The following is a 23,940-nucleotide window of genomic DNA, read 5'->3' as shown; positions in this document are numbered from 1 at the left end:
CTGCGTCGTAGGGAAGGTAAGCAAGATGGTACAGGTGAGAGCACACCAGCCGATCAATACCGACGGCAGTATCAATCTCGAGGCTTGGCTCGATCATGCGGTCAGTGTCGATCCGGCACTGGATCGCGAAGCCTTGAAAGAAGCCTGCGAGTTCGCTCGTCAGGCCGAACAACAAGACAAAGCGGCGAAGAATCTCTGGTCCGAAGGCACGTCGAGTTTTCGTACGGGCCTTGAGATCGCAGAGATTCTCGCCGACCTCAAGCTCGATCAGGATTCACTGGTCGCGGCAATTCTTTACCGTGGCGTACGCGAAGGCCATATCCAGCTGCCGGCCGTCAGCCAGCGCTTTGGTCCGGTGGTCGCCAAACTGATCGACGGCGTGCAGCGCATGGCGGCCATCAGCGCCAGCCTGAGCCCGCGCCAATCGTTGGTGCTGGGCTCTCAGGGCCAGGTGGAAAACCTGCGCAAGATGCTCGTGGCCATGGTCGACGACGTTCGCGTTGCGCTGATCAAACTGGCCGAGCGCACCTGCGCGATCCGTGCGGTGAAAACCGCCGATGACGAAAAGCGCAACCGGGTCGCCCGGGAAGTCTTCGACATCTATGCGCCGCTGGCTCACCGTCTTGGCATCGGTCATATCAAATGGGAACTGGAGGACTTGTCCTTCCGTTACCTGGAGCCTGAACAATACAAGCAGATCGCCAAGTTGCTGCACGAGCGGCGCCTTGATCGCGAGCGGTTCATCAGTGATGTGATGAATCAGCTGCAGGCCGAATTGCAGGCCACCGGCGTCGATGCCGACATCAGCGGCCGGGCCAAACACATCTATTCGATCTGGCGCAAAATGCAGCGCAAGGGTCTGGAGTTCAGCCAGATCTACGACGTGCGTGCGGTGCGCGTGCTGGTGCCGGAAATGCGCGATTGCTACACCGCGCTGGGCATCGTCCACACGTTGTGGCGGCACATCCCGAAAGAGTTCGACGACTACATCGCCAACCCGAAAGAGAACGGCTACCGCTCGCTGCACACTGCGGTCATCGGCCCTGAAGGCAAGGTGCTGGAAGTACAGATCCGCACCCACGCGATGCACGAAGAGGCCGAGCTGGGCGTTTGCGCGCACTGGCGCTACAAGGGCACCGACGTCAAATCCGGCTCCAATCACTACGAAGAGAAAATCTCCTGGCTGCGTCAGGTGCTCGAGTGGCACGAAGAACTGGGCGATATCGGTGGCCTGGCGGAACAGCTGCGGGTCGATATCGAGCCGGATCGGGTGTACATCTTCACCCCCGACGGTCATGCGATCGACTTGCCAAAAGGCGCCACACCGCTGGACTTCGCCTACCGCGTACACACCGAAATCGGTCACAACTGCCGGGGTGCGAAGATCAACGGGCGGATCGTTCCGCTCAACTACAGCCTGCAGACCGGTGAGCAGGTCGAGATCATCACCAGCAAGCACGGCACGCCGAGCCGCGACTGGCTGAACCCGAACCTGGGTTACATCACCACCTCGCGGGCGCGGGCGAAAATCGTTCACTGGTTCAAATTGCAGGCGCGCGACCAGAACGTCGCGGCGGGTAAAACCCTGTTCGAGCGCGAACTCAATCGTCTCGGTCTGCCGCAGGTGGATTTCGAAAAGCTGGCCGACAAGGCCAACATGAAAACCGCCGAGGACATGTTTGCCGCCTTGGGGGCCGGCGATTTGCGCCTGGCGCAACTGGTCAACCTGGCACAGCAACTGGTCGAGCCGGAACGCGGCAACGAACAGCTGGAACTGATCCCGCGCAAAGCCACTGGCTACAAGCCGGGTAAACGCGGCGACATCCAGATCCAGGGCGTCGGCAACCTGATGACCCAAATGGCCGGCTGCTGCCAGCCGTTGCCGGGCGATGCGATCGTCGGCTACATCACCCAGGGCCGCGGTGTCAGCATTCACCGCCAGGATTGCGCCTCGGTGCTGCAACTGGCCGGGCGCGAGCCTGAGCGGATCATCCAGGTCAGTTGGGGCCCGGTGCCGGTGTTGACCTATCCGGTGGACATCATCATTCGTGCCTACGACCGTTCCGGTCTGCTGCGTGACGTGTCGCAAGTGCTGCTCAACGAGCGGATCAACGTGCTGGCGGTCAACACCCGCTCGAACAAAGAGGACAACACTGCGTTGATGTCCCTGACCATCGAGATTCCGGGGCTGGACGCATTGGGGCGGTTGTTGGGGCGTATTTCCCAATTGCCGAACATCATCGAAACCCGGCGTAACCGCACCCCGTGATGATCGGTGTGGGAGCTGCTTTATGTGGGAGCGAGCCTGCTCGCGATGGCGGKTGTCCAGTCAACAGTTATGCTGGATATGCCGGCCCTATCGCGAGCAGGCTCGCTCCCACATGGGTTTTGTGAAGAGATTGATAGATGTATTCACTTCAAGACTTGCTACACCTGATGAACCGGCTGCGGGATCCGCAGTTCGGCTGTCCGTGGGATATCAAGCAAACGTACCAGACCATCGTCCCGCACACCCTGGAAGAAGCCTATGAGGTGGCCGACGCCATCGAGCGCGGCGACTTCGATCATTTGCAGGGTGAGTTGGGCGATCTGCTGTTCCAGGTGGTGTATTACAGCCAGCTGGCGCGGGAAGAGGGGCGTTTCGAGTTCGACGGCGTGGTCGACAGCATCACTCGCAAACTGATTCGTCGTCATCCACATGTGTTCCCGACGGGCGATCTGTACGCACCACTGGATATCCCGCGGCTCAGTGAGGAGCAGGTCAAGCAGCGCTGGGAGGAGATCAAGGCCGAGGAGCGGGCCGAGAAGTCCCACGCCCCCGAACAATTGTCCTTGCTCGATGATGTGCCGGCAGCGCTGCCGGCGTTGTCCCGTTCGGCCAAGCTGCAAAAGCGCGCGGGGCAGGTGGGTTTCGACTGGCCGGACGCGTTGCCGGTGCTCGATAAGGTCCGCGAAGAGCTTGATGAAGTACTCGAAGCCATGGCGGATAACGATACGACAGCGATCAGTGACGAAGTCGGCGATCTGTTGTTTTCCGTGGTCAATCTGGCGCGTCACCTCAAGGTCGACCCCGAAACCGCATTGCGCGGCGCCAACAGCAAGTTTGAAAGACGCTTCCGATTTATCGAACAGGCATTGCGCGACACCCGCCGTCCCATAGAAGATTGCACCCTCGAAGAGTTGGACGCCTTGTGGGGCGAAGCCAAACGTCAGGAAAAGAATTTGCCCAGCTGCGGCTGAGCTGTTGCCTAAGTGAGTAAGCACCATGAGCCTTTCCCTTCGCGACCAGTTGCTCAAAGCAGGGCTGGTCAACCAAAAGCAGGCCAAACAGGTCGGCAAAGAAAAACAGAAGCAGCAACGCCTGGCCCATAAAGGTMAGATCGAACTCGATGATTCCCAGCAGCGTGCGGCCCAGGAGGCCATGGCCGAGAAGGTCAAGCGCGACCAGGAACTCAATCGCCAGCAGCAGGAGAAGGCTGAGCAGAAGGCCCGCGCCGCACAGGTCAAGCAATTGATCGAAGTCTCGCGCTTGCCGAAGTTGACCACCGAGGACTACTACAACTTCGTGGACGACAAGAAGGTCAAGCGCATCTGCGTCAACACGCTGATGCGCAACAAGCTCAGCAGCGGTTCCCTGGCGATCGTGCATCATGCCGGCGGCTACGAAGTGATCCCGCGTGAAGCGGCCCTGAAGATCCAGGAGCGCGATCCACGGCGCATCGTGCAACTGAATGTGAAGACAGAAGAAGTCAGCGCCGAAGACGATCCGTACGCGGCCTATCAGATCCCTGATGATCTGATGTGGTAAGCCTTTAAAGGTTGCCACAACAACAAACCCCGCTCATTGGCGGGGTTTGTTGTTTTCAATGCTGTCATTACACGGAGCGGGCGTCTCGTTGCTGTTMCAGATTTTCCAGTTCGGCCTTGTAGCTGTGGGCATCGCTCTCGGAGTGGAACATCCCCACCAGCATGTCTTGTTGATAGACGTCCCAGATCCGGATGCCGGCGGCTACGCCTTCGTGGGATTTATGTGAATCGTCGCGTTCAGTTACTTTTACAGTCATCTGCTGGCTCCAATCTCAATTGTTCTGCAGCAAGGCGTGTGCAGGCCTTTGTTATATATTTTGTTAGCTTGCTAAGTAAATGCTCGCGCTCGGTAATGATCTTTTGCAGAAACTGAAAAAATCCCGCAGCCCTTGCGGGCCGTGACATTCGGTCGCAGGGCGCCGGGTTTCATGACAGAAGTTTCATGTTTCCAACGGCTTGGGCACAAACCGGCAGGCGAAAAAAAGCCCCGCAATGGCGAGGCTTCTTCATTTCGAGCTGCTTGCTTAGCTGCCTTTGACAGCCTTGCCGTCAACCGTACCGTCGAGGAGCATGATGTTGTACTCCTTGCCGTCGGTCTCGACCTGGCGCAGGGCTACGAGGATGTAGCCCCAGTCCTTGGCGAACCACATTTCGGTGATGCGCTTGTTCTGTGTCGGGTCGCGAACGCGTTCGACCTTGATCGCATCGACCGAGCCCGCTTTGGTCTGGACTTTCTCCTGGCCAATCACGCGGAAGTCGTAGGTGTCGGTGTCTTCACCTTCGACCACTTGGTAGCTCATGCTTTTTTTGCCGGCGGCTACATCGCGCTGCAGGGCCAGTTGGTAGGTGGACTTGTCCAGCATGCCGGTGTTGAGCGGTACCTTGACCGGGTCGCCGCGATCAGTGCCGGTGACCATCTTGGTGGTCCAGTCGAAGTCCAGATTGACCTTCTTGGCTTTGCCCAGGCCGCCGCGTTCGAAGCGATATGACTGGGGCAGCAAGGCGTCCTTGTCCAGCTTCAGGGTGCTTTCTTCGGTCAGGCTGGCGACCAGCATGGAGGCCTTGAAATTCAAGGTCCAGGAGCCGTTGTCATTTTTCGACAGGCTGCGTTCGGCTGAGCCGCTCATCGGGAGCTGCTTCCAGTCGGCGGTGTAGCTGGCGGAGAACGGTTGAAGGTCTGCCGCCTGCGCAAGGGGCAGGGCGAACAGAGCACAAGCGAAGAGCAGGGCGCGACGCATAAAATCTCCTAGTTTCGAATCAAGTGACCGCTGGCCGCGAGTAACTGACCATCCAGTAAAGCACCCTGTTCGCCAAGGCTCAGTCGGCCCTCGGCAAACCAGCGTACGGCCATCGGGTAAATCTGGTGTTCGCGGGCGTGAACCCGTTGCGCCAGACTTTGCGGCGAATCGTGCAACTCTACCGGTATTACTGCCTGTACGACCAGTGGTCCGCCATCGAGTTCCTCGGTGACGAAGTGCACGCTGCAGCCATGTTCGGTGTCGCCGGCTTCCAGCGCTCGCTGATGAGTGTGTAACCCTTTGTATTTGGGTAGCAGCGAGGGATGGATATTGAGCAGGCGACCCTGATAGTGACGGACGAAATCAGCGCTGAGAATACGCATGAATCCGGCCAGTACCACAAGCTTGGGTTGGAAGGCGTCGATCAATTCGATCAAGGCGGCATCGAAGGCCTCGCGACCTTCGAAAACCTTGTGATCCAGGGTGCGGGTGTCGATGCCCGCGTCCCTGGCGCGCTGAAGGCCGTAGGCATCAGCGCGGTTCGAGATCACCGCGCGAATGCGCACAGGGTTGTCCGCGTTCTGCGCGTCGTCGATCAGAGCCTGCAAGTTACTGCCGGTGCCGGACAACAGCACCACGACATCACAGGTTGCGGGCATTTGCTCTTGCATCAATGCGCCTTGAGGTTCTTCAGTTCAACCTGCGCAGCACCTTCGGCAGCGGTAGCGATCTGACCGATGACCCAAGGTTGTTCGCCGGCTTCACGCAGTACGTTCAGCGCGGTTTCGACGTGTTCCTGAGCAACGCAGATCACCATGCCGACGCCGCAGTTCAGCACGCGGTGCATTTCGGTTTCGTCGACGTTGCCTTTCTCTTGCAGCCAGTCGAATACGGCCGGACGGGTCCAGCTCGCTACGTCAACCACSGCTTGMGCGCCTTTTGGCAGWACGCGCGGGATGTTGTCSAGCAGGCCGCCACCGGTGATGTGGGCCATGGCCTTGACCGCGCCGGTGTCTTTGATCAGCTTGAGCAGCGGCTTGACGTAGATGCGGGTTGGCGCCATCAGCAGGTCGGTCAGCGGCTTGCCATCGAGCTGGATGTTTTCGATGTCTGCACCGGACACTTCGATGATCTTGCGGATCAGCGAGTAGCCGTTGGAGTGCGGGCCGGAAGACGGCAGGGCGAGCAGGGCATCGCCAGCGGCGACTTTCGAACCGTCGATGATTTCCGACTTCTCGACCACGCCCACGCAGAAGCCGGCCAGGTCGTAGTCTTCACCTTCGTACATGCCAGGCATTTCAGCGGTTTCGCCGCCCACCAGCGAGCAGCCGGACAGTTCGCAGCCAGCACCGATGCCGGTGACGACTTGAGCGGCGGTGTCGACGTTCAGTTTGCCGGTGGCGTAGTAGTCGAGGAAGAACAGCGGCTCGGCACCGCAGACCACCAGGTCGTTGACGCACATGGCAACCAGGTCGATGCCGATGCTGTCATGCTTGTTCAGGTTCAGAGCCAGGCGCAGCTTGGTGCCGACGCCGTCGGTGCCGGATACCAGCACGGGCTGCTTGTAGCCAGCCGGGATTTCGCAGAGGGCGCCGAAACCGCCCAGGCCGCCCATGACTTCCGGGCGCGCAGTGCGCTTGGCGACGCTCTTGATGCGTTCGACCAATGCTTCACCGGCGTCGATGTCTACACCGGCGTCCTTGTAGCTCAGGGAGGGTTGCTTGCTCATGATCCAGGCCTTTAGGGGGGATTCAGGGGTAACGACCGAGTTCGGCGAGTGCGCTGAAATACGTGTGACGCGATTGCCGCGCAAGTATTTCAGAGTACCCAGCCGTTGCCGGTCTACGAAGGCGCGCGATTTTATCAGGCTTGAGGGGCAGCGGCCATCCTCGGGCCGACGGGCAGAGGCATATCGTGTTAAAAAAACCGAAAATGCCCGTGCTGGTGACCTCGCTCGTGGCTGTATAAGGTATAGCCGTTAACCGGCTATCGTTATGACAGAGTGAAAACTTCCATCGATTGCGTGAATGTTTTGCGCAGGCCGGCAGTCACAGCCTTGCTCAAGTCTGTTCATGCGGTCTGTTCCAGCCGCTTTTTGTCGACGGGAATCCTCCATGCGTTTGTGTAAATTTCTTTTTGTGGGCTGTTTGTCGTTGGTCAGCCTGGCGAGTCATGCCCAAACCGTTAACGGTCTCTATCAAGTGCGCGAGCCGGTCAGCAGTCAGACCCCGGAGGAGCGTGACCAGGCCACCCAGCGTGCGCTGGATACCCTGGTGCTGCGTCTGACCGGTGACGCCAAGGCGGCGCAGAGCCCGGGGCTGGCGGCGATTCGCAAGGACCCGCAGCAGATCATCAGCCGATATGGCTACGACGCCGGACCGCCGGAAAGCCTGCAAGTCGATTTCGATCCGGTCAGCACCGATCGGGCGCTGCGTCAGGCAGGCCTGGCCTTGTGGGGCGCCAATCGGCCGTCGATTCTCGGTTGGTGGCTGAACGATTCGACCGAAGGCTCAAGCCTGGTGGGAGACGGTCAGGCCAGTGCCGCGCCGCTGCGGCGTGCTGCACAGCATCGGGGGCTGCCGTTGCGCCTGCCGCTGGGTGACTTGAACGAGCAGATCGTCGCTACTGCGCCGCATCTGGAAGGCAATGATCCGGCGCCGTTGCATGGCATTTCCGAACGTTACGGCGCGGACGCTCTGTTGGCCGTGCATGCGCGGGAGGAGGGCGGTCAGTGGCAGGCCAAGTGGCATTTATGGCTGGGTGACCAGCGCGAGCAAGGCAGCGTGCAAGGGGCCGACAGTGCGGCTGTGGCCGATGCGGTATTGCTGGCGGTGAGTCAGCGCCTGGCACCACGTTTCGTTGCCAGGCCGGGAGCGTCCACCGAGCAGGTGCTTGAGGTGCAAGGCATGAATCTGGAGCGTTACGCGGTGCTGGGGCGCTTGCTTGAGCCGTTTGGTGCGCACCTGCAAAGTGTCAATGGCGACCAGATTGTGTATCGCGTCAACGGCAGTGCCGATCAACTGCGAGCGCAGTTGAGTCTGGCGAAGTTGCAAGAAGTGCCGGCGGGCGTTGCGCCTGCACCGGTTCAGTCTTCGGTCGGCGGTGCAGTACCTGCGGTCGCCCCGGCACCCGCGCCCAAAGCGCAGTTGAGTTTCCGTTGGTAGATTTTCTTTCCTTATATAGAAGCTGGAGTGATTCATGGCCGATACACGGCGTTGGGTATGGCTTGGTGGGGTAGCCCTGCTGTGCGCATTTGTGTACCTGTTGCATCCGATCCTTACACCGTTCCTGGTGGCGCTGTTACTGGCCTATCTGTTCGACCCGCTGGTGGATCGCCTGGAGGCATTTGGCCTGTCGCGAACCTGGGGTGTGGTCGCGGTGTTCGCGCTGTTCACCCTGGTCGTCATGACACTGTTACTGGTGTTGGTGCCGATGCTGGCCAAACAGCTGTTCCGCTTGTATGAACTGGCACCACAAATGCTCGATTGGTTGCAGCACACGGCGATGCCCTGGGCGCAGTCGAAGCTCGGGTTGGCGAATGGGTTCTGGAAGTTCGACAAGGTCAAGGCTGCGATTACCGAGCATATGGGGCAGGCCACTGACATCGTCGGTATCGTGCTGAGCCAGGCCACCGCATCGGGTTTGGCATTGATCGGTTGGCTGGCCAATCTGGTGCTGATCCCAGTGGTGAGTTTTTACCTGTTGCGCGACTGGGACCTGATGATGGCGAAGCTCCGTAGCCTGTTGCCACGTAATCGCGAAGAGCAAGTGGTAGCGCTGGCGGACGAGTGTCACGAGGTGCTCGGCGCATTTGTTCGTGGGCAGTTGCTGGTGATGCTGGCGTTGGGAGTGATCTACGCGGCGGGCCTGATGCTGGTCGGGCTGGAGCTGGGGCTGTTGATCGGCCTGATTGCCGGGCTGGCAGCAATCGTGCCGTACATGGGCTTTGTGATCGGGATTGGCGCGGCGCTGATCGCCGGGTTGTTTCAGTTTGGTGGCGACCTGTATCCGATGATCGGGATTGTCGCGGTGTTCATGGTCGGTCAGGCGCTGGAAGGCATGGTGCTGACGCCGTTGTTGGTGGGAGACCGGATTGGTCTGCACCCGGTGGCGGTGATCTTTGCGATTCTGGCGGGTGGAGAGCTGTTCGGTTTCACCGGGATTCTGCTGGCGTTGCCAGTCGCGGCGGTGATCATGGTGCTTGTTCGGCATGTCCATGATTTATATAAAGATTCTGGCATGTACAGCGGTGTGGATAATTCGGATTGATCAGCCCTGTCGACTGAGTACTCAAGGATGCCCGGCACATTGCCGGGCACGCCTGTAAAACTCTCCCGGCTATCACATACGCCGTCAAACAAACCTCGGCGATCCTCGCAAGTTAACGCAAACCTTTGATTTTGCTTATGGTCTGCTGCATTGTGCGGCTGGCGTCACGGGTATAAACTTTGCAAACTTTACACAGAGGCCACTAACGGTTCGTTTGGAACTGTTCAGTCAGCATGAAACCGATTCAGCTGCCCCTAGGTGTGCGTCTGCGTGATGACGCTACCTTTATCAACTACTACCCTGGCGCCAATGCCGCTGCACTCGGCTATGTCGAGCGGCTGTGCGAAGCCGACGCCGGCTGGACCGAAAGCCTGATCTATCTCTGGGGCAAGGACGGCGTAGGGCGTACGCACTTGTTGCAAGCCGCGTGCTTGCGCTTCGAGYAGTTGGGGGAGCCTGCGGTGTACCTGCCGTTGGCCGAGTTGCTGGATCGCGGTATCGAAATCCTCGACAACCTTGAGCAGTACGAACTGGTCTGCCTGGATGACTTGCAGGCAGTCGCTGGACGGGCTGATTGGGAAGAGGCGTTGTTCCATCTGTTCAATCGCCTGCGAGACAGCGGTCGGCGCCTGCTGATCGCCGCTTCGACCTCGCCACGCGAGTTGCCGGTAAAACTGGCTGACCTCAAATCCCGCTTGACCCTTGCGCTGATTTTTCAGATGCGGCCGCTGTCCGATGAAGACAAGTTGCGTGCACTGCAATTGCGTGCGTCACGCCGCGGTCTGCACCTGACCGACGAAGTCGGGCATTTTATTTTGACGCGCGGTACTCGCAGCATGAGCGCGTTGTTCGAGCTCCTTGAGCGCCTCGATCAGGCCTCCTTGCAGGCTCAGCGCAAGCTGACGATCCCCTTTCTCAAAGAAACCCTGGGCTGGTAAAACCGCGGCCTGTAGTGCGTTTCGGCATCTTTCAGGCGTCAGGAAACCCGCTTCCGGAAGGGTATTCACGGCGCGTGCAGATTAAAATGGGCTTAAGCGCTTAGATGTTAACGAGAAACCGATAAGTCACATTTAGATCGATTGAATTTGCAAATGAGGACGATAGAAGGCATAGTCTCGCCTTCTTTACAACTTCAGCCACGGTCGTGCCCATGCTAAATCGCTTCGCACCCCTCGTGCCTCTCGCACTTGTCACCCTGCTTTTTGGTTGCGCGGTTCATTCCCCGGTCTCGCAACAACAAAACGATCAGCAGATTAAAAATTCAGCGACTGCCCAGTCTTCCGTTATTTATCAGGAAGAGCTGGCTACCGAAAAAGAACTGGCCGACTTTGCCAGCAACAAGCCTTACCAGCTTCCAGTTTTGGCCGACAGCATTCTCGAGCGTGGCTTGTCCCTGGTCGGTACCCGTTACCGCATGGGCGGCACCTCTGAAGCCGGTTTCGATTGCAGCGGTTTCATCGGTTATCTGTTTCGTGAAGAGGCTGGCATGAACCTGCCGCGCTCCACTCGCGAAATGATCAACGTGAATGCCCCATTGGTCTCACGCAACAACCTGAAGCCTGGCGACTTGCTGTTCTTCGCCACCAATGGTCGTCGCGGTCGCGTCAGTCACGCCGGGATCTACCTGGGTGATGACCAGTTCATCCATTCCAGCAGCCGCCGCAGCGGTGGTGTCCGGGTCGATAACCTGGGCGACAGCTACTGGAGCAAGACCTTCATTGAGGCCAAGCGAGCACTCGCCATGGCACCAACGACAGTCACGGCACGCAAGTAAGCGGACTTTTTGTAAGGCCAACTTAAAGTCTTACTTGAAGTTTGGCGCGTAGCCGCTAGAATCCTGATCTATTGTTGACTAACTAACCGCGTAAGCCCTGCTTACGCGGTTTTGTTTTCAGCCGCTCGGCAGAGAAAGCCGCTGCCAGATCAGGATGTTCTGCACATGACGATGTCGGCCCGCCTCGCACTTATCTTCCTCGCAGCGCTGCTCAGCGCCTGTGCCAGCCGTACTCCGCCGCCCGTCAAAGTCGTTCGCGCCCCGGTTTTCGCTCCCGCCCAATCGTTCTCGCCTGCCGCTGAAGACGTGCTGATTCGCGCGCTGGGTCTGGTCGGCACGCCTTATCGTTGGGGCGGCAATACGCCGGATTCAGGTTTCGATTGCAGCGGTCTGATCGGCTACGTCTACCGAGATGCGGCGGGTATTTCCCTGCCGCGCTCAACTCGCGAGATGATCGGCATGCAGGCACCGAACGTTGGCCTGGAGGCTCTGCAAACCGGTGACCTGATMTTCTTCGCCACCAATGGCGGCTCGCAAGTCAGCCACGCCGGGATCTATGTCGGCGAAGGTCGCTTCGTGCATGCACCCGCCACGGGTGGTACGGTGAAGCTCGACAGTTTGTCCAAGGCCTATTGGCAGAGAGCCTACCTGAGCGCCAAGCGTGTCATCGAGCCTGAGCATCTGGCGCACAATTTCTAGTTCGCAGAGGTTGTCATGACCGCTCGCACGCTCAATCTCGACGATTCCCTTTATAACTACCTGCTCGACGTTTCCCTGCGCGAAACGCCGCTGCAGCGCCGCTTGCGTGACGAAACCCAGGCGCTGCCCATGGCGCGCTGGCAGGTGGCACCCGAACAGGGCCAGTTCCTCGCCTTGCTGGTCAAGCTGACGGGCGCCAGGCGCTTGCTTGAAGTCGGCACCTTCACCGGTTACAGCGCCTTGTGCATGGCGGCCGCCTTGCCGGATGACGGTTCGTTGATCTGCTGTGACATTCCCGGCGACTACAACGCCACGGCGCGTCGTTACTGGCAAGAAGCCGGGCTCGCCGGGCGCATCGATTTACGTTTGGCTCCCGCGTTGCAAACCCTGGCTCAACTTGAGCAGCAAGGGCAGGGCGGTTGCTTCGATCTGATCTTCATCGATGCCGACAAGGCCAACTATCCGGCCTATCTGGAAAGCGCTTTGCGGCTGCTGCGAAGTGGTGGGCTGGCGGTATTCGACAACACGCTGTGGAGTGGGCGAGTACTGGAAGAAAATCCCGCGAGCGAAGACACCCGAGCCATCCAGGCACTCAATCGCGCCTTGAAGGACGACTCGCGTGTCGACCTGTCGTTGTTGCCGTTGGGCGATGGTTTGACGCTGTGTCGCAAAAAGTAATGGGTTGATGGAAAAGATCGTCCGGACGCGGCTCGATCTTTTAACGTTTATTTAGCTGCAGACACGCGCCAGATCTTGTTCCCCACGTCATCGGCCACCAGCAAGTCACCCTGTTTATCGATCACTACGCCCACCGGGCGACCCATGGCTTCTTCATTCTTGTTGAGAAACCCCGTCAGCACGTCGACCGGTTGCCCTGCCGGCTTGCCAGCGCTGAACGGCACGAAGATGACTTTGTAGCCGCTATGTGGTTTGCGGTTCCAGGAACCATGCTGGCCGATAAATGCGCCTTCAGTGAACGGAGCTGGCAGCTTGCTGCCTTCGGCGAAGGTCAGGCCCAGCGAAGCGGTATGCGGTCCAACCGCGTAGTCCGGGGCGATGGCCCTGGCGACCAGGTCGGGGTTTTGCGGTGTGACGCGCGCGTCGATGTGCTGGCCGTAGTAACTGAATGGCCAGCCGTAGAAGCCGCCGTCCTTGACCGAGGTGATGTAGTCCGGCACCAGGTCGCTGCCGATTTCGTCCCGTTCGTTGACAGCTGTCCAGAGTTTTCCGCTGCGCGGTTCCCAGTCCATGCCGTTGGGGTTGCGCAGGCCTGAGGCAAAAATCCGATGATTGCCGGTCGCGCGATCGACCTCCCAGATCGCTGCGCGTCCTTCTTCCTGTTCCAGGCCATTTTCACCGACATTGCTGTTGGAGCCGACCGTGACGTAGAGCTTGCTACCGTCCTTGCTGGCGATGACGTTTTTGGTCCAGTGATGATTCAGCGTGCCACCGGGCAGGTCGATGACTTTCACCGGTTTGGTGGTGATGGATGTTTCACCACTTTCATAGTGAAAGCGCAGCAGGCGGTCAGTGTCGGCGACGTACAGGTCGTTGCCGACCAGGGTCATGCCGAACGGCGAGTTGAGGTTCTCGATGAAGGTCGTGCGGGTTTCAGCGACGCCGTTGTGATCCTTGTCACGCAGCAGGGTGATCCGGTTCGCGCTTGGTACGCCAGCACCGGCGCGGCCCATGACTTTGCCCATGACCCAGCCACGAATGCCTTTGCTGTCGTCGGGCTTGGGTGGCGCATTGGTTTCAGCCACCAACACGTCGCCGTTGGGCAGTACATAGAGCCAGCGTGGATGATCAAGTCCTTCGGCAAATGCCGCCACCTGAGTGCCTGGCGCGGCAATCGGCTTTGCGCCCGCTGGCCAGCCGACCGCCGGTGCAATGTTCACTGTCGGGATCAGGGTCTTGTGCGGTTCCGGCAGCTTGGGCGATGGGCCCGTGCCGTCCGACACTGGCAAGGTGGCGGACTCCCCGCAGGCGGCGAGCCCTCCGGCGATGGCGATAACAATGACGAATCGAGGCTTGAGCATGCTGATTTCCCTATGAGTGCATCACCTCATCATAGAGGAGCCTGATCGATGGAAGGTTCAACCCGTCAGCCGCGAGCCTCTTTGAGCAATACCGCGATGCCCGGATGGTAGTTGCCGGCTTCGTTGTGCAATTTGCGGTAGGCGTAGGGGAAGTACCAGGCCACGGCGCAGGAGTGTTCCTTTTGCAGGTCGTCGACCATGTCCTGGAGTTCTTCCGGCGTAGGGCTTTGCTGGGCTTTTTGTGGGGCGACGAACAGGCAACCAAGCTTCAGGTCGCTGGCGTAGCTGATTTTTTTCGCATCGCTCACGGTATCTTGCAAGGCCTGGGTGAGGTTCAGGTTATTGACCCGCGGCCAGCGTTGGCTGGCCTGAAGATAGGCGCGTTCTTCGCCACTGGCGATAAACAGGTCGGCGCGGCCATTGCGTTCGCCTTCCTCGATCTGCTTTTTCGTCGGAGTCTGTTCGAGGGTGACCATTTCAGCCATCCACGCTGCCGCCGAAAGCAGGCTCACGTTGGCGCGTTCGTCAAACCAGTAAGGGCTTTCGTTATCGCCGCGTACTGCGTTGTAACGGTCGATGCACTCGAACCAGCGCTCCAGCACCGGGCGCAGGAATTCCAGCTTCGGGTTACTGATGATCATGCCTTGCATGTTGCCCCCTCTTTGTTCTTGTAATGTAAGGTTGTGGCTCTTTGATATCATTGCTTTCAGTGTGGCACAAGATTGGCGCCAGATTATTGATCTGGGTCGGTTTCTATCTGTCGATGAGCCCCCGGCTTTAATTGACGCTCCACCCCCAACCCTCTAACCTTCGCGACTTGTTTCAGGTGCTCTGTGACCCAGTGGTCGACCGAGTGAAACAGGGAAGCCGGTGAGGGCGCGTTCTTTGACAGAGCGGGCGACGATCCCGGCGCTGCCCCCGCAACGGTAAATGAGTAAAAACTGCGCTTTGAGCCACTGTGTCGAAGGTCGATATGGGAAGGCGTGCAGTCAGGCGAAAGCCGCTCATGAGCCCGGAGACCGGCCTGATCCATCCAGCGGCATCACGGTGGGCGATGCCAGGCTTGTTGCCGTCTATTTCTATGCCTGCCCGCCGTTATCCAGCCTCAACGGAGAGCTCCCCCATGACTGATTCCCCTGATCGTGACGAACGCCACCTGGCACGCATGCTGCGCAAGAAAGCGGTGATCGATGAGCGCATTGCCAACTCGCCGAATGAATGCGGCTTGCTGCTGGTCCTGTCCGGCAACGGCAAGGGCAAAAGCAGTTCTGCGTTCGGCATGCTCGCCCGGGCAATGGGCCACGGCATGCAGTGCGGCGTGGTGCAGTTCATCAAGGGGCGTAGCAGCACTGGCGAGGAGCTGTTCTTCCGTCGCTTCCCGGAGCAAGTGCGCTTCCACGTGATGGGCGAAGGTTTCACTTGGGAAACCCAGGATCGCCAGCGCGATATCGCCGCCGCCGAGGCCGCATGGGACGTCTCCCGCGAATTGCTGCGTGACCCGGCCATTGGTCTGGTGGTGCTCGATGAACTGAATATCGCCCTCAAGCACGGTTATCTGGACCTGGATCAAGTGCTCAGCGACTTGCAGGCGCGTCCGCCGATGCAGCACGTGGTGGTCACCGGTCGTGGTGCCAAGCCGGAAATGATCGAGCTGGCCGACACCGTCACCGAAATGGGCATGATCAAGCACGCTTTCCAGGCCGGGATCAAAGCGCAGAAAGGCGTTGAGCTGTGAGTGAGCCGCGTTTTTGCCCGGCGGTATTGATTGCTGCGCCGGCTTCCGGTCAGGGCAAGACCACCGTCACCGCCGCGCTGGCCCGTTTGCATCGCAATCAGGGGCGCAAGGTCCGGGTGTTCAAATGCGGCCCGGACTTTCTCGATCCGATGATTCTCGAGCGCGCCAGCGGTGCGCCGGTGTATCAATTGGACATGTGGATGGTCGGCGAGCAGGAAAGTCGTCGGCTGTTGTGGGAAGCCGCCGCTGAGGCTGATCTGATTTTGATCGAAGGCGTCATGGGCCTGTTCGATGGCACGCCGTCCAGCGCCGATCTGGCGCGGCACTTCGGCGTACCCGTACTGGGTGTGATCGATGGCACCGCCATGGCCCAGACATTCGGCGCGTTGGCGTTGGGGCTGGCACGTTATCAGCCGGACTTGCCGTTTGCCGGTGTCTTGGCCAACCGCGTCGGCACCTTGCGTCACGCGCAACTGCTTGAAGGCAGTCTCACTGAAGGCTTGCGCTGGTACGGAGCCTTGTCCCGGGAAACCGGAATCGAATTGCCTAGCCGTCACTTGGGGCTGGTCCAGGCCAGTGAATTGAATGATCTCGATCTGCGCCTCGACGCCGCCGCCGCCGCGTTGGCCAGCAGCTGCGAAGTGGCGTTGCCGCCCGCCGTCGAGTTCGCTGCGCCTGATGTGATTGCCGCCGAGCCGTTGTTGGCCGGTGTGCGAATTGCCGTGGCTCGCGATGAAGCGTTTGCCTTCACGTATGGCGCGAGCCTCGACTTGTTGCGGGCGATGGGGGCGGAGTTACGATTCTTCTCGCCGATCCATGACCGTGAATTGCCAGAAGCTGACAGCCTGTATCTGCCCGGTGGTTATCCGGAATTGCACCACGTGGCGTTGGCTGAAAACCGCACAATGCTCGATGCGATTCGCGCGCATCACGGCGCTGGCAAACCGTTGTTGGCTGAATGCGGCGGCATGCTGTACCTGCTCGACTCACTGACCGATGTCGATGGCACGCGTGCCGAGTTGGTAGGGCTGCTGGCCGGTGATGCGGTGATGCAAAAGCGTCTGGCCGCGCTGGCCCTGCAAGCGGTCGAGTTACCCGAAGGCCCGTTGCGTGGCCACACCTACCACCATTCGTTGACCAGCACCGAGCTTGAGCCGATCGCTCGCGGCCTGAGCCCTAACGGCGGGCGCGGTGCCGAGGCGGTTTACCGTGACGGGCGGATGACGGCGTCTTATGTGCACTTTTATTTCCCGTCCAACCCATCGGCGATCGCCGCGCTGTTTGCGCCAGACCTGAACCTTGTGGGAGCGGGCTCGCCCGCGAAGCGGCCATGACCGACAACACATTTTCCGAGGCCGAGCGCGAAGCGGTTTATCGCGCGATTGCCGAGCGTCGCGACATGCGTCACTTCAGTGGCGGCAGCGTCGAGCCCGAACTGCTTCGGCGTTTGCTCGAAGCGGCGCATCGGGCGCCGAGTGTCGGTTTGATGCAGCCCTGGCGGTTCATCCGCATCAGCGACCGAGCGTTACGCGGCAAGATCCAGCAACTGGTGGAAGAGGAGCGGGTACGCACCGCCGAAGCGCTGGGCGAACGCTCCGACGAATTCATGAAACTTAAAGTCGAAGGCATCAACGACTGCGCCGAAGTACTGGTTGCCGCGCTGATGGATGATCGCGAGCGGCATATCTTTGGCCGTCGTACCTTGCCGGAAATGGACATGGCGTCGTTGTCCTGCGCAATCCAGAATCTTTGGCTGGCGTCCCGTGCCGAAGGTTTGGGCATGGGCTGGGTCTCGTTGTTCGAGCCGCAGGCATTGGCGGATCTGCTGGGCCTGCCGCCTGGGGCCAAACCGCTGGCAGTGTTGTGCCTGGGACCGGTCAGGGAATTTTACCCGGCGCCGATGCTGGTCCTTGAAGGCTGGGCGCAGGCGCGTCCGCTGAGTGAACTGCTGTACGAGAATTTTTGGGGAGTGAGTCAATGAGTGTGGCGTTGCTGAGTGTCGCCGGCGTAGCGCTGGATGCGCTGCTGGGCGAACCCAAGCGCTGGCATCCGCTGGTGGCGTTCGGCCGTTTTGCCGATCGTATCGAGCAGCGTTTCAACTCTGCCGGTCGTGGCTGGCGCAGTCATGGCGTCACGGCCTGGGTGATGGCGGTGCTGCCGCTGACCCTGTTGATCACGGCATTGTCCTGGTTGCCGTACATCGGCTGGGTCGTCGATATTCTCGCGTTGTATTGCGCGCTCGGTCTGCGCAGCCTTGGTGAGCATGTCGAGCCGGTGGCTCAGGCCCTGCGCAGCGACGACCTGGATGAAGCGCGCAAGCGTGTCGGCTATCTGGTCAGCCGTCAGACCAGTGAGCTGGACTCGACCGAAGTGGCCCGCGCGGCCACCGAATCGGTTCTGGAAAATGGCAGCGACGCAGTATTTGCTGCGCTGTTCTGGTTTGCCGTCGCGGGTGCGCCGGGCGTGGTGCTCTATCGACTGAGCAATACCCTGGACGCCATGTGGGGTTATCGCAACGAGCGCTTTGAACGCTTCGGCTGGGCGGCGGCGAAAATCGACGATGTGCTCAACTATATTCCGGCGCGCCTGGTGGCTTTGACCTACGCACTGCTGGGTAAAACCCGTTTGGCGCTCAAATGCTGGCGCACGCAGGGGCCGACCTGGGACAGCCCGAACGCCGGGCCGGTGATGGCCGCTGGCGCGGGTGCTCTGGGCGTCGAGTTGGGCGGGGCGGCGATCTATCACGGTGAGCTGCATCAGCGTCCACAGCTGGGCGAAGGCGTACCGGCAGACGCCAACTCCATCGATCGCGGCTGGCAACTGGTTCAGCGCGGGGTATGGCTGTGGTTGCTGATCCTCTGTGTGGGAGCCGAGATTTATGCTTGAGCACGGTGGCCGCTTGCGCAAGGCGGCGTTGCAGTACGGCATCGCCGAAACCGACTGGCTCGACTTGTCCAGCGGTCTGGCACCTTGGCCGTGGGCGATCCCGGACATCCCGTTACGGGCCTGGGCGCGTTTGCCGGAAACCGATGACGGCCTGGAGCAGGCTGCACGCGAATACTATGGCGCCTCGCAGGTGCTGCCGGTCGCGGGCTCCCAGGCGGCTATCCAGTTGCTGCCACGTCTGCGTCGCGCCGGTAAAGTCGGCGTGCTCTCGCCCTGTTATGCCGAGCACGCTGAGGCCTGGCGTCGCAACGGCTACGTCGTGCGTGAAGTGCTGGAGCAGGAAGTCGACTTTTTCCTCGATAGCCTCGACGTGCTGGTAGTGGTTAACCCGAACAATCCCACCGGCCTGAGCCTGACCCCGGAACGTCTGCTCGACTGGCATGCGCGGCTGGCGCAGCGCGGTGGCTGGCTGGTGGTCGACGAAGCCTTCATGGACAACACCCCGCAGCTGAGCCTGTCGTCTTATACCGATCAGGTCGGCTTGATCGTCTTGCGTTCGTTCGGCAAGTTTTTCGGTCTGGCCGGGGTGCGATTGGGTTTTGTGCTGGCTGAGCGCAAGTTGCTCAAACTGCTCGCCGAGCAGGTCGGTCCTTGGGCGGTCAGCGGGCCGACCCGGGTATTGGGTCAGGTCTGTTTGCGTGACACCCAAGGTCACGCTCGCCAGCGTCTGCGTAGCGAAGAGGCCAGCCAGCGCCTGGCTGAAGTCCTCGAACGCCACGGCTTCAAACCGCACGGTGGTTGCGCGTTGTTTCAGTGGTTGATCACTGATCACGCAGAGCATCTGCACGAATTCATGGCCCGGCGCGGCATCTTGCTGCGCCTGTTCACCCACAACAGCAGTCTGAGGTTCGGCTTGCCGGCCGATGACGCCGATTGGCAGCGCCTCGAGCACGCTTTTGAAGCCTACACCGAGGAAACCTCATGACCACGTTGATGGTGCAGGGCACCACCTCGGACGCCGGCAAAAGTACCTTGGTAACCGCGTTGTGCCGCTGGCTGACGCGCCAGGGTGTTCGCGTGGTGCCGTTCAAGCCGCAGAACATGGCGCTCAACAGTGCGGTAACCGCCGACGGCGGCGAAATCGGCCGCGCTCAAGCCGTGCAGGCCCAAGCGGCCAACCTTGAGCCACACACCGACATGAACCCGGTGCTGCTCAAGCCCAATAGCGATACCGGCGCGCAAGTGATCATTCACGGGCGTGCCGTGACCACCATGAACGCAGTCGCCTATCACGACTACAAAGCCATCGCCATGCAAGCGGTACTCGCCTCTCACGAACGCTTGAGTGCAGCCTATCCGGTGGTGATGGTCGAAGGCGCGGGTTCCCCGGCCGAAATTAATCTGCGCGCTGGCGACATTGCCAACATGGGATTCGCCGAAGCGGTGGATTGTCCGGTGGTGCTGATCGCCGACATCAATCGCGGCGGGGTATTCGCGCATTTGGTGGGCACGCTGGAGTTGCTGTCAGCCACTGAGCAGGCGCGGGTCAAAGGCTTCATCATCAACCGTTTTCGCGGCGATATCGCCTTGCTGCAGCCAGGCCTCGACTGGCTGGAAGAGCGTACCGGCAAACCGGTGATCGGCGTGCTGCCGTATGTCGTGGATCTGCATCTGGAAGCCGAAGACGGCATCGATCAGCGCCAGGCCGATAAAGCCGATCAGGTGCTCAACGTGGTGGTGCCGGTGTTGCCGCGTATCAGTAACCACACCGATTTCGATCCGCTGCGTCTGCATCCTCAGGTCGATCTGCAATTCATCGGGCCCGGTCAGCCGATTCCGCCTGCCGACCTGATCATCCTACCGGGCTCGAAGAGTGTGCGTAGCGACCTGCACTACTTGCGCGCCAACGGTTGGGACGCAGCCATTACCCGCCATTTGCGTTACGGCGGCAAGCTGCTCGGTATTTGCGGTGGCCTGCAAATGCTCGGCGAGCACGTACACGACCCGCTAGGGCTGGAAGGCGCTGCGGGCTCCAGTACCGGTCTCGGCTTGCTGGCGTTCGAAACCGTGCTTGAAGAAGAGAAACAGCTGCGCAATGTGCGCGGACATCTGGCGTTGGAAAACGCTGAAGTCAGCGGTTATGAAATTCACGCCGGGGTCACCACCGGTAGTGCTTTGGAGCAGGCGGCGGTGTTGCTGGATGACGGTCGCAGCGACGGAGCGCGAAGTGCTGATGGACAGGTGCTCGGCACGTATTTGCACGGCCTGTTCGAGTCTCCGGCGGCATGCAGCGCGCTGTTGCGCTGGGCCGGTTTGCAGGACGTACAGGAAGTCGATTACCACGCCTTGCGCGAGCGCGATATCGAGCGGTTGGCGGATCTGGTGGAGAAGCATCTGGATACTGGGTTGTTGCGTGAGCTCTGTGGGTTTTGAGGCGGCTGTGCAGGCCTCATCGCGAGCAGGCTCGCTCCCACATTGGAGCGTGGTCAACTGTGGGAGCGAGCTTGCTCGCGATAGCGTCGGTTGTCACACCGCCATTTAGAGGTTTATGACCATGTTGCAACTGATCCTCGGCGGCGCCCGTTCCGGTAAAAGCCGTCTGGCTGAGAAGCTCGCCAGCGAAAGCGGCCTGGCGGTGACGTACATCGCCACCAGCCAGCCGCTGGATGGCGAAATGAATGCCCGCGTGGCCCATCATCGCGAGCGCCGTCCGCCTGAATGGGCGCTCATTGAAGAGCCGCTGGAACTGGCCCGGGTGCTACGCGAAAACGCCAGTGCCGAGCGTTGTTTACTGGTGGATTGCCTGACCTTGTGGCTGACCAATCTGCTGATGCTGGAAGATCCCGAGCGTCTGGCGTATGAGCGTGAAGCCTTGCTGGAGTGTCTGGCATCGCTGCCGGGAGAAATTGTTTTTGTCAGCAACGAGACCGGTCTGGGTGTCGTCCCGCTGGGCGAATTGACTCGCCGCTATGTCGATGAAGCCGGTTGGTTGCATCAAGCCCTGGCTGAGCGCTGTCAGCGTGTCGTGTTGACCGTTGCCGGCCTGCCCCTGACTTTGAAAGGTATTGCGTTATGACTCATTCCTGGTGGTTGAACCCGTGCAAACCGATCGATGCGCAAGCGCATGAGCAAGCGGCGGCCCGACAGCAGCAACTGACCAAACCGGCGGGCTCCCTCGGGCAGTTGGAGTCGGTGGCGGTGCAATTGGCGGGGTTGCAGGGCCGGGTCAAGCCAAGCCTGAATCAGCTGTGGATAGCGATTTTTGCCGGTGACCACGGCGTGGTCGCCGAAGGCGTTTCGGCGTTCCCGCAGGAAGTCACCGGGCAGATGCTGCATAACTTTGTCAGCGGTGGCGCGGCGATCAGCGTATTGGCGCGGCAGCTTGAGGCGCGGCTGGAAGTGGTCGACCTCGGCACTGTCACGCCTTCGTTGAATTTGCTGGGCGTGCGCCACCTGCACATCGGTCCAGGCACTGCGAACTTCGTTCATGGCCCGGCGATGACGCAAATCCAGGGCGAACAAGCCTTGCAGGCTGGCCGTGACAGCGTGTTGCGGGCGATTGCTGAAGGCTCCGAGCTGTTTATCGGTGGCGAGATGGGCATTGGCAATACCACCGCTGCCAGCGCGTTGGCCTGTGCATTGCTCGATTGCCCGGTGGCGCATCTGGCCGGGCCAGGCACCGGTCTGGACGCGGCAGGTGTCAGCCATAAAACCCAGGTGATTGAACGCGCCCTGGCATTGCATGCCGCTCAGCGCGGTGATGTATTGCAGACATTGTTCAACCTCGGTGGTTTTGAAATCGCCGCGCTGGTCGGCGCCTATCTGGCCTGCGCTCAAGAAGGGTTGGCGGTGCTGGTCGACGGCTTTATTTGCAGCGTGGCAGCATTGGTCGCAGTGCGTCTGAATCCGGCATGCCGCGAGTGGTTGCTGTTTGGTCATCGCGGGGCTGAACCGGGTCATCGGCATGTATTGGAAACGCTGAACGCTGAACCTTTGCTGGATCTCGGCCTGCGTCTGGGCGAGGGCAGCGGTGCCGCAGTGGCAGTGCCGTTGCTGCGTCTGGCCTGCAATCTGCACGGGCAAATGGCGACCTTCGCCGAAGCGGCCGTGGCCGATCGTCCGGCATGACGTTGCGTCTGGATCTGCTGCGTCACGGTGAAACCGAACTCGGTGGCGGTTTACGCGGCAGCCTGGATGACGCGCTGACCGCCAAAGGCTGGGAGCAGATGCGCGCGGCGGTGATTGATCAAGGTCCGTGGGATCGTCTGGTCAGCTCGCCGCTGCAACGCTGCGCGCGTTTTGCCGAGGAACTGGCCGAGCGGTTCGGCTTGCCGGTGGTGCTGGACAAGGATCTGCAAGAGCTGCACTTCGGTGTCTGGGAAGGGCAGAGCGCGGCAGCGCTGATGGAAACCGACGCCGAAGCGTTAGGCAGGTTTTGGGCTGATCCCTACGCATTTACGCCGCCGGAAGGTGAGCCGGTGACTGCGTTTTCCGCACGGGTGCTGGCAGCCGTCGAGCGCTTGCATCGGGCCTATGCCGGCGAGCGGGTGTTGCTGATCAGTCACGGTGGGGTCATGCGTCTGTTACTGGCCCGCGCACGCGGATTGCCGCGCGAGCATTTACTCAACGTTGAAGTCGCTCATGGCGCGCTGTTTTCGTTGCGCGTCGAGGCTGATGCCGTGCTCAGGGAAGAGGGCTGAACATGTTGCCGTTCTGGATCGCCTTGCAGTTCCTCAGCAGCTTGCCGATTCGTCTGCCAGGCATGCCGGCGCCTCAGGAACTTGGGCGCTCGCTGCTGTTTTATCCATTGGTCGGGCTGCTGTTTGGCGGGTTGTTGTGGGCGCTGAACGGACTGTTGCTCGGTACGCCAGCGTTGTTGCATGCGGCGTTGCTGTTGAGTGTCTGGGTGATGCTCAGCGGTGGTTTGCACCTCGACGGTCTGGCCGACAGCGCCGACGCCTGGCTCGGCGGTTTTGGTGATCGCGAGCGCACCTTGAGCATCATGAAGGACCCGCGCAGTGGGCCAATTGCAGTGGTGACGCTGGTATTGGTGTTGTTGCTCAAGTTCACGGCGTTACTGGCGTTGATTGAACAGCACTCCATGGCCGGTTTGATCCTCGCACCGCTGATCGGTCGCAGTGCCTTGCTGGGGCTGTTTCTGAATACACCTTACGTGCGCGCTGGCGGCCTGGGGCAGGCGCTGGCCGATCATCTGCCGCGCAAGACCGGTCAGCAGGTGCTGTTGCTCAGCGCGCTGGCGTGCGTGCTGATTGGCGGCTGGAGCGGTGTTGTTGCGCTGGTGCTGGCGGCTCCAATGTTCTTCTGGTTGCGCCAAGTGATGTTGCAGCGTCTGGGCGGGACCACTGGCGATACGGCAGGGGCGTTGCTGGAGTTGCTGGAAACGGCGGTGCTGGTGGGTTTGGCGCTGCTCTGAGAGTCACCTTCAACGTGCGCGGCCTTACGGCTGTTTGATAATCAAACTTGCTTTAACTT

At 60.4% G+C, this 23,940-nt stretch carries 25 protein-coding genes and 1 riboswitch; of the genes, 19 read left to right on the top strand and 6 right to left on the bottom strand.

The window, feature by feature from the left end; translation table 11 throughout:
- Window positions 1-25 precede the first annotated feature (25 nt).
- The 3 genes from relA (at window position 26) to AC1DHT_RS23840 (ending at window position 3,808) form a co-directional block, all read left to right on the top strand.
- Entirely contained in the window at window positions 26-2,269 is a 2,244-nt protein-coding gene (gene relA / locus AC1DHT_RS23850; protein ID WP_427546250.1) for a GTP diphosphokinase, read from the top strand.
- Between the two features lie 137 nt (window positions 2,270-2,406).
- A complete protein-coding gene (gene mazG, locus AC1DHT_RS23845; RefSeq protein ID WP_427546248.1) occupies window positions 2,407-3,240 on the top strand; it encodes a nucleoside triphosphate pyrophosphohydrolase in 834 nt (277 codons plus the stop codon).
- A gap of 25 nt (window positions 3,241-3,265) precedes the next feature.
- Complete coding sequence (locus AC1DHT_RS23840; RefSeq protein WP_477761491.1) at window positions 3,266-3,808, top strand: DUF2058 domain-containing protein; 543 nt, start codon at window positions 3,266-3,268, stop codon at window positions 3,806-3,808.
- 67 nt (window positions 3,809-3,875) lie between these two features.
- Here the strand turns inward: AC1DHT_RS23840 and AC1DHT_RS23835 are convergent, their stop codons facing one another.
- The 4 genes from AC1DHT_RS23835 to purM all read right to left on the bottom strand — a co-directional run bounded on the left by AC1DHT_RS23835 (window position 3,876) and on the right by purM (window position 6,774).
- Entirely contained in the window at window positions 3,876-4,064 is a 189-nt protein-coding gene (locus AC1DHT_RS23835; protein ID WP_477761490.1) for a hypothetical protein, read from the bottom strand.
- Window positions 4,065-4,331: 267 nt separating this feature from the next.
- Window positions 4,332-5,045: a DUF3108 domain-containing protein gene (locus AC1DHT_RS23830; RefSeq protein WP_071553889.1), complete on the bottom strand. Its 714-nt coding sequence runs from the start codon at window positions 5,043-5,045 to the stop codon at window positions 4,332-4,334.
- A gap of 8 nt (window positions 5,046-5,053) precedes the next feature.
- Complete coding sequence (gene purN, locus AC1DHT_RS23825) at window positions 5,054-5,704, bottom strand: phosphoribosylglycinamide formyltransferase (RefSeq protein ID WP_427546281.1); 651 nt, start codon at window positions 5,702-5,704, stop codon at window positions 5,054-5,056.
- An 11-nt stretch (window positions 5,705-5,715) separates the two neighbouring features.
- Window positions 5,716-6,774: a phosphoribosylformylglycinamidine cyclo-ligase gene (purM, locus tag AC1DHT_RS23820; RefSeq protein WP_145020505.1), complete on the bottom strand. Its 1,059-nt coding sequence runs from the start codon at window positions 6,772-6,774 to the stop codon at window positions 5,716-5,718.
- A 385-nt stretch (window positions 6,775-7,159) separates the two neighbouring features.
- Here purM and AC1DHT_RS23815 point away from each other — a divergent pair, with 385 nt between their 5' ends.
- The 6 genes from AC1DHT_RS23815 (at window position 7,160) to AC1DHT_RS23790 (ending at window position 12,465) form a co-directional block, all read left to right on the top strand.
- Window positions 7,160-8,209, top strand: coding sequence for a DUF2066 domain-containing protein (locus AC1DHT_RS23815; RefSeq protein ID WP_427545986.1), 1,050 nt, complete (start codon window positions 7,160-7,162; stop codon window positions 8,207-8,209).
- Between the two features lie 34 nt (window positions 8,210-8,243).
- Window positions 8,244-9,314, top strand: coding sequence for an AI-2E family transporter (locus AC1DHT_RS23810; RefSeq protein WP_427530362.1), 1,071 nt, complete (start codon window positions 8,244-8,246; stop codon window positions 9,312-9,314).
- Window positions 9,315-9,547: 233 nt separating this feature from the next.
- Window positions 9,548-10,252, top strand: coding sequence for a DnaA regulatory inactivator Hda (gene hda, locus AC1DHT_RS23805; protein ID WP_477761489.1), 705 nt, complete (start codon window positions 9,548-9,550; stop codon window positions 10,250-10,252).
- 212 nt (window positions 10,253-10,464) lie between these two features.
- Entirely contained in the window at window positions 10,465-11,088 is a 624-nt protein-coding gene (locus AC1DHT_RS23800) for a C40 family peptidase (protein ID WP_427530364.1), read from the top strand.
- 165 nt (window positions 11,089-11,253) lie between these two features.
- Window positions 11,254-11,787, top strand: a complete 534-nt coding sequence (locus tag AC1DHT_RS23795; RefSeq protein ID WP_427545988.1) for a C40 family peptidase — start codon at window positions 11,254-11,256, stop codon at window positions 11,785-11,787.
- Window positions 11,788-11,802: 15 nt separating this feature from the next.
- Window positions 11,803-12,465, top strand: a complete 663-nt coding sequence (locus tag AC1DHT_RS23790) for an O-methyltransferase (protein WP_427545990.1) — start codon at window positions 11,803-11,805, stop codon at window positions 12,463-12,465.
- A gap of 47 nt (window positions 12,466-12,512) precedes the next feature.
- Here the strand turns inward: AC1DHT_RS23790 and AC1DHT_RS23785 are convergent, their stop codons facing one another.
- Together AC1DHT_RS23785 and AC1DHT_RS23780 are read right to left on the bottom strand one after the other, a co-directional pair.
- The gene (locus AC1DHT_RS23785) at window positions 12,513-13,826 is read right to left on the bottom strand and encodes a PQQ-dependent sugar dehydrogenase (RefSeq protein ID WP_427545992.1); all 1,314 of its coding nucleotides are present in this window, start codon (window positions 13,824-13,826) and stop codon (window positions 12,513-12,515) included.
- Window positions 13,827-13,891: 65 nt separating this feature from the next.
- Window positions 13,892-14,476, bottom strand: a complete 585-nt coding sequence (locus tag AC1DHT_RS23780) for a hypothetical protein (protein ID WP_427545994.1) — start codon at window positions 14,474-14,476, stop codon at window positions 13,892-13,894.
- Window positions 14,477-14,633: 157 nt separating this feature from the next.
- Window positions 14,634-14,868: riboswitch (cobalamin riboswitch) on the top strand.
- 81 nt (window positions 14,869-14,949) lie between these two features.
- On the opposite strand from AC1DHT_RS23780, the gene cobO reads away from it, so the two are divergent.
- The 10 genes from cobO to AC1DHT_RS23730 all read left to right on the top strand — a co-directional run bounded on the left by cobO (window position 14,950) and on the right by AC1DHT_RS23730 (window position 23,881).
- Window positions 14,950-15,561, top strand: coding sequence for a cob(I)yrinic acid a,c-diamide adenosyltransferase (gene cobO / locus AC1DHT_RS23775; RefSeq protein WP_054593556.1), 612 nt, complete (start codon window positions 14,950-14,952; stop codon window positions 15,559-15,561).
- Window positions 15,558-16,895: a cobyrinic acid a,c-diamide synthase CobB gene (locus AC1DHT_RS23770; protein ID WP_427545996.1), complete on the top strand. Its 1,338-nt coding sequence runs from the start codon at window positions 15,558-15,560 to the stop codon at window positions 16,893-16,895. Before cobO ends, AC1DHT_RS23770 begins: the two co-directional genes overlap by 4 nt.
- The gene (gene bluB / locus AC1DHT_RS23765) at window positions 16,892-17,542 is read left to right on the top strand and encodes a 5,6-dimethylbenzimidazole synthase (protein ID WP_427545998.1); all 651 of its coding nucleotides are present in this window, start codon (window positions 16,892-16,894) and stop codon (window positions 17,540-17,542) included. Before AC1DHT_RS23770 ends, bluB begins: the two co-directional genes overlap by 4 nt.
- Window positions 17,539-18,447 carry an adenosylcobinamide-phosphate synthase CbiB gene (gene cbiB, locus AC1DHT_RS23760; RefSeq protein ID WP_427546000.1) on the top strand — a complete coding sequence of 303 codons (909 nt, stop codon included), beginning with the start codon at window positions 17,539-17,541 and terminating at the stop codon, window positions 18,445-18,447. Before bluB ends, cbiB begins: the two co-directional genes overlap by 4 nt.
- Window positions 18,440-19,432 carry a threonine-phosphate decarboxylase CobD gene (gene cobD, locus AC1DHT_RS23755; protein ID WP_427546002.1) on the top strand — a complete coding sequence of 331 codons (993 nt, stop codon included), beginning with the start codon at window positions 18,440-18,442 and terminating at the stop codon, window positions 19,430-19,432. The genes cbiB and cobD overlap by 8 nt, the downstream gene beginning before the upstream one ends.
- Window positions 19,429-20,880, top strand: coding sequence for a cobyric acid synthase (locus AC1DHT_RS23750; RefSeq protein ID WP_427546004.1), 1,452 nt, complete (start codon window positions 19,429-19,431; stop codon window positions 20,878-20,880). The genes cobD and AC1DHT_RS23750 overlap by 4 nt, the downstream gene beginning before the upstream one ends.
- Before the next feature lie 121 nt (window positions 20,881-21,001).
- Window positions 21,002-21,523: a bifunctional adenosylcobinamide kinase/adenosylcobinamide-phosphate guanylyltransferase gene (gene cobU / locus AC1DHT_RS23745; RefSeq protein WP_427546006.1), complete on the top strand. Its 522-nt coding sequence runs from the start codon at window positions 21,002-21,004 to the stop codon at window positions 21,521-21,523.
- The gene (gene cobT, locus AC1DHT_RS23740; RefSeq protein WP_427546008.1) at window positions 21,520-22,575 is read left to right on the top strand and encodes a nicotinate-nucleotide--dimethylbenzimidazole phosphoribosyltransferase; all 1,056 of its coding nucleotides are present in this window, start codon (window positions 21,520-21,522) and stop codon (window positions 22,573-22,575) included. The genes cobU and cobT overlap by 4 nt, the downstream gene beginning before the upstream one ends.
- Window positions 22,572-23,147: an alpha-ribazole phosphatase family protein gene (cobC, locus tag AC1DHT_RS23735; protein WP_427546010.1), complete on the top strand. Its 576-nt coding sequence runs from the start codon at window positions 22,572-22,574 to the stop codon at window positions 23,145-23,147. Before cobT ends, cobC begins: the two co-directional genes overlap by 4 nt.
- Before the next feature lie 2 nt (window positions 23,148-23,149).
- Complete coding sequence (locus AC1DHT_RS23730; protein ID WP_427546012.1) at window positions 23,150-23,881, top strand: adenosylcobinamide-GDP ribazoletransferase; 732 nt, start codon at window positions 23,150-23,152, stop codon at window positions 23,879-23,881.
- Window positions 23,882-23,940: the final 59 nt, after the last annotated feature.

This window comes from Pseudomonas sp. 05N432 (genome assembly GCF_056396945.1).
The sequence above is the reverse complement of the archived record's forward strand: the minus strand, read 5'-3'. Positions and strand labels throughout refer to the sequence as shown.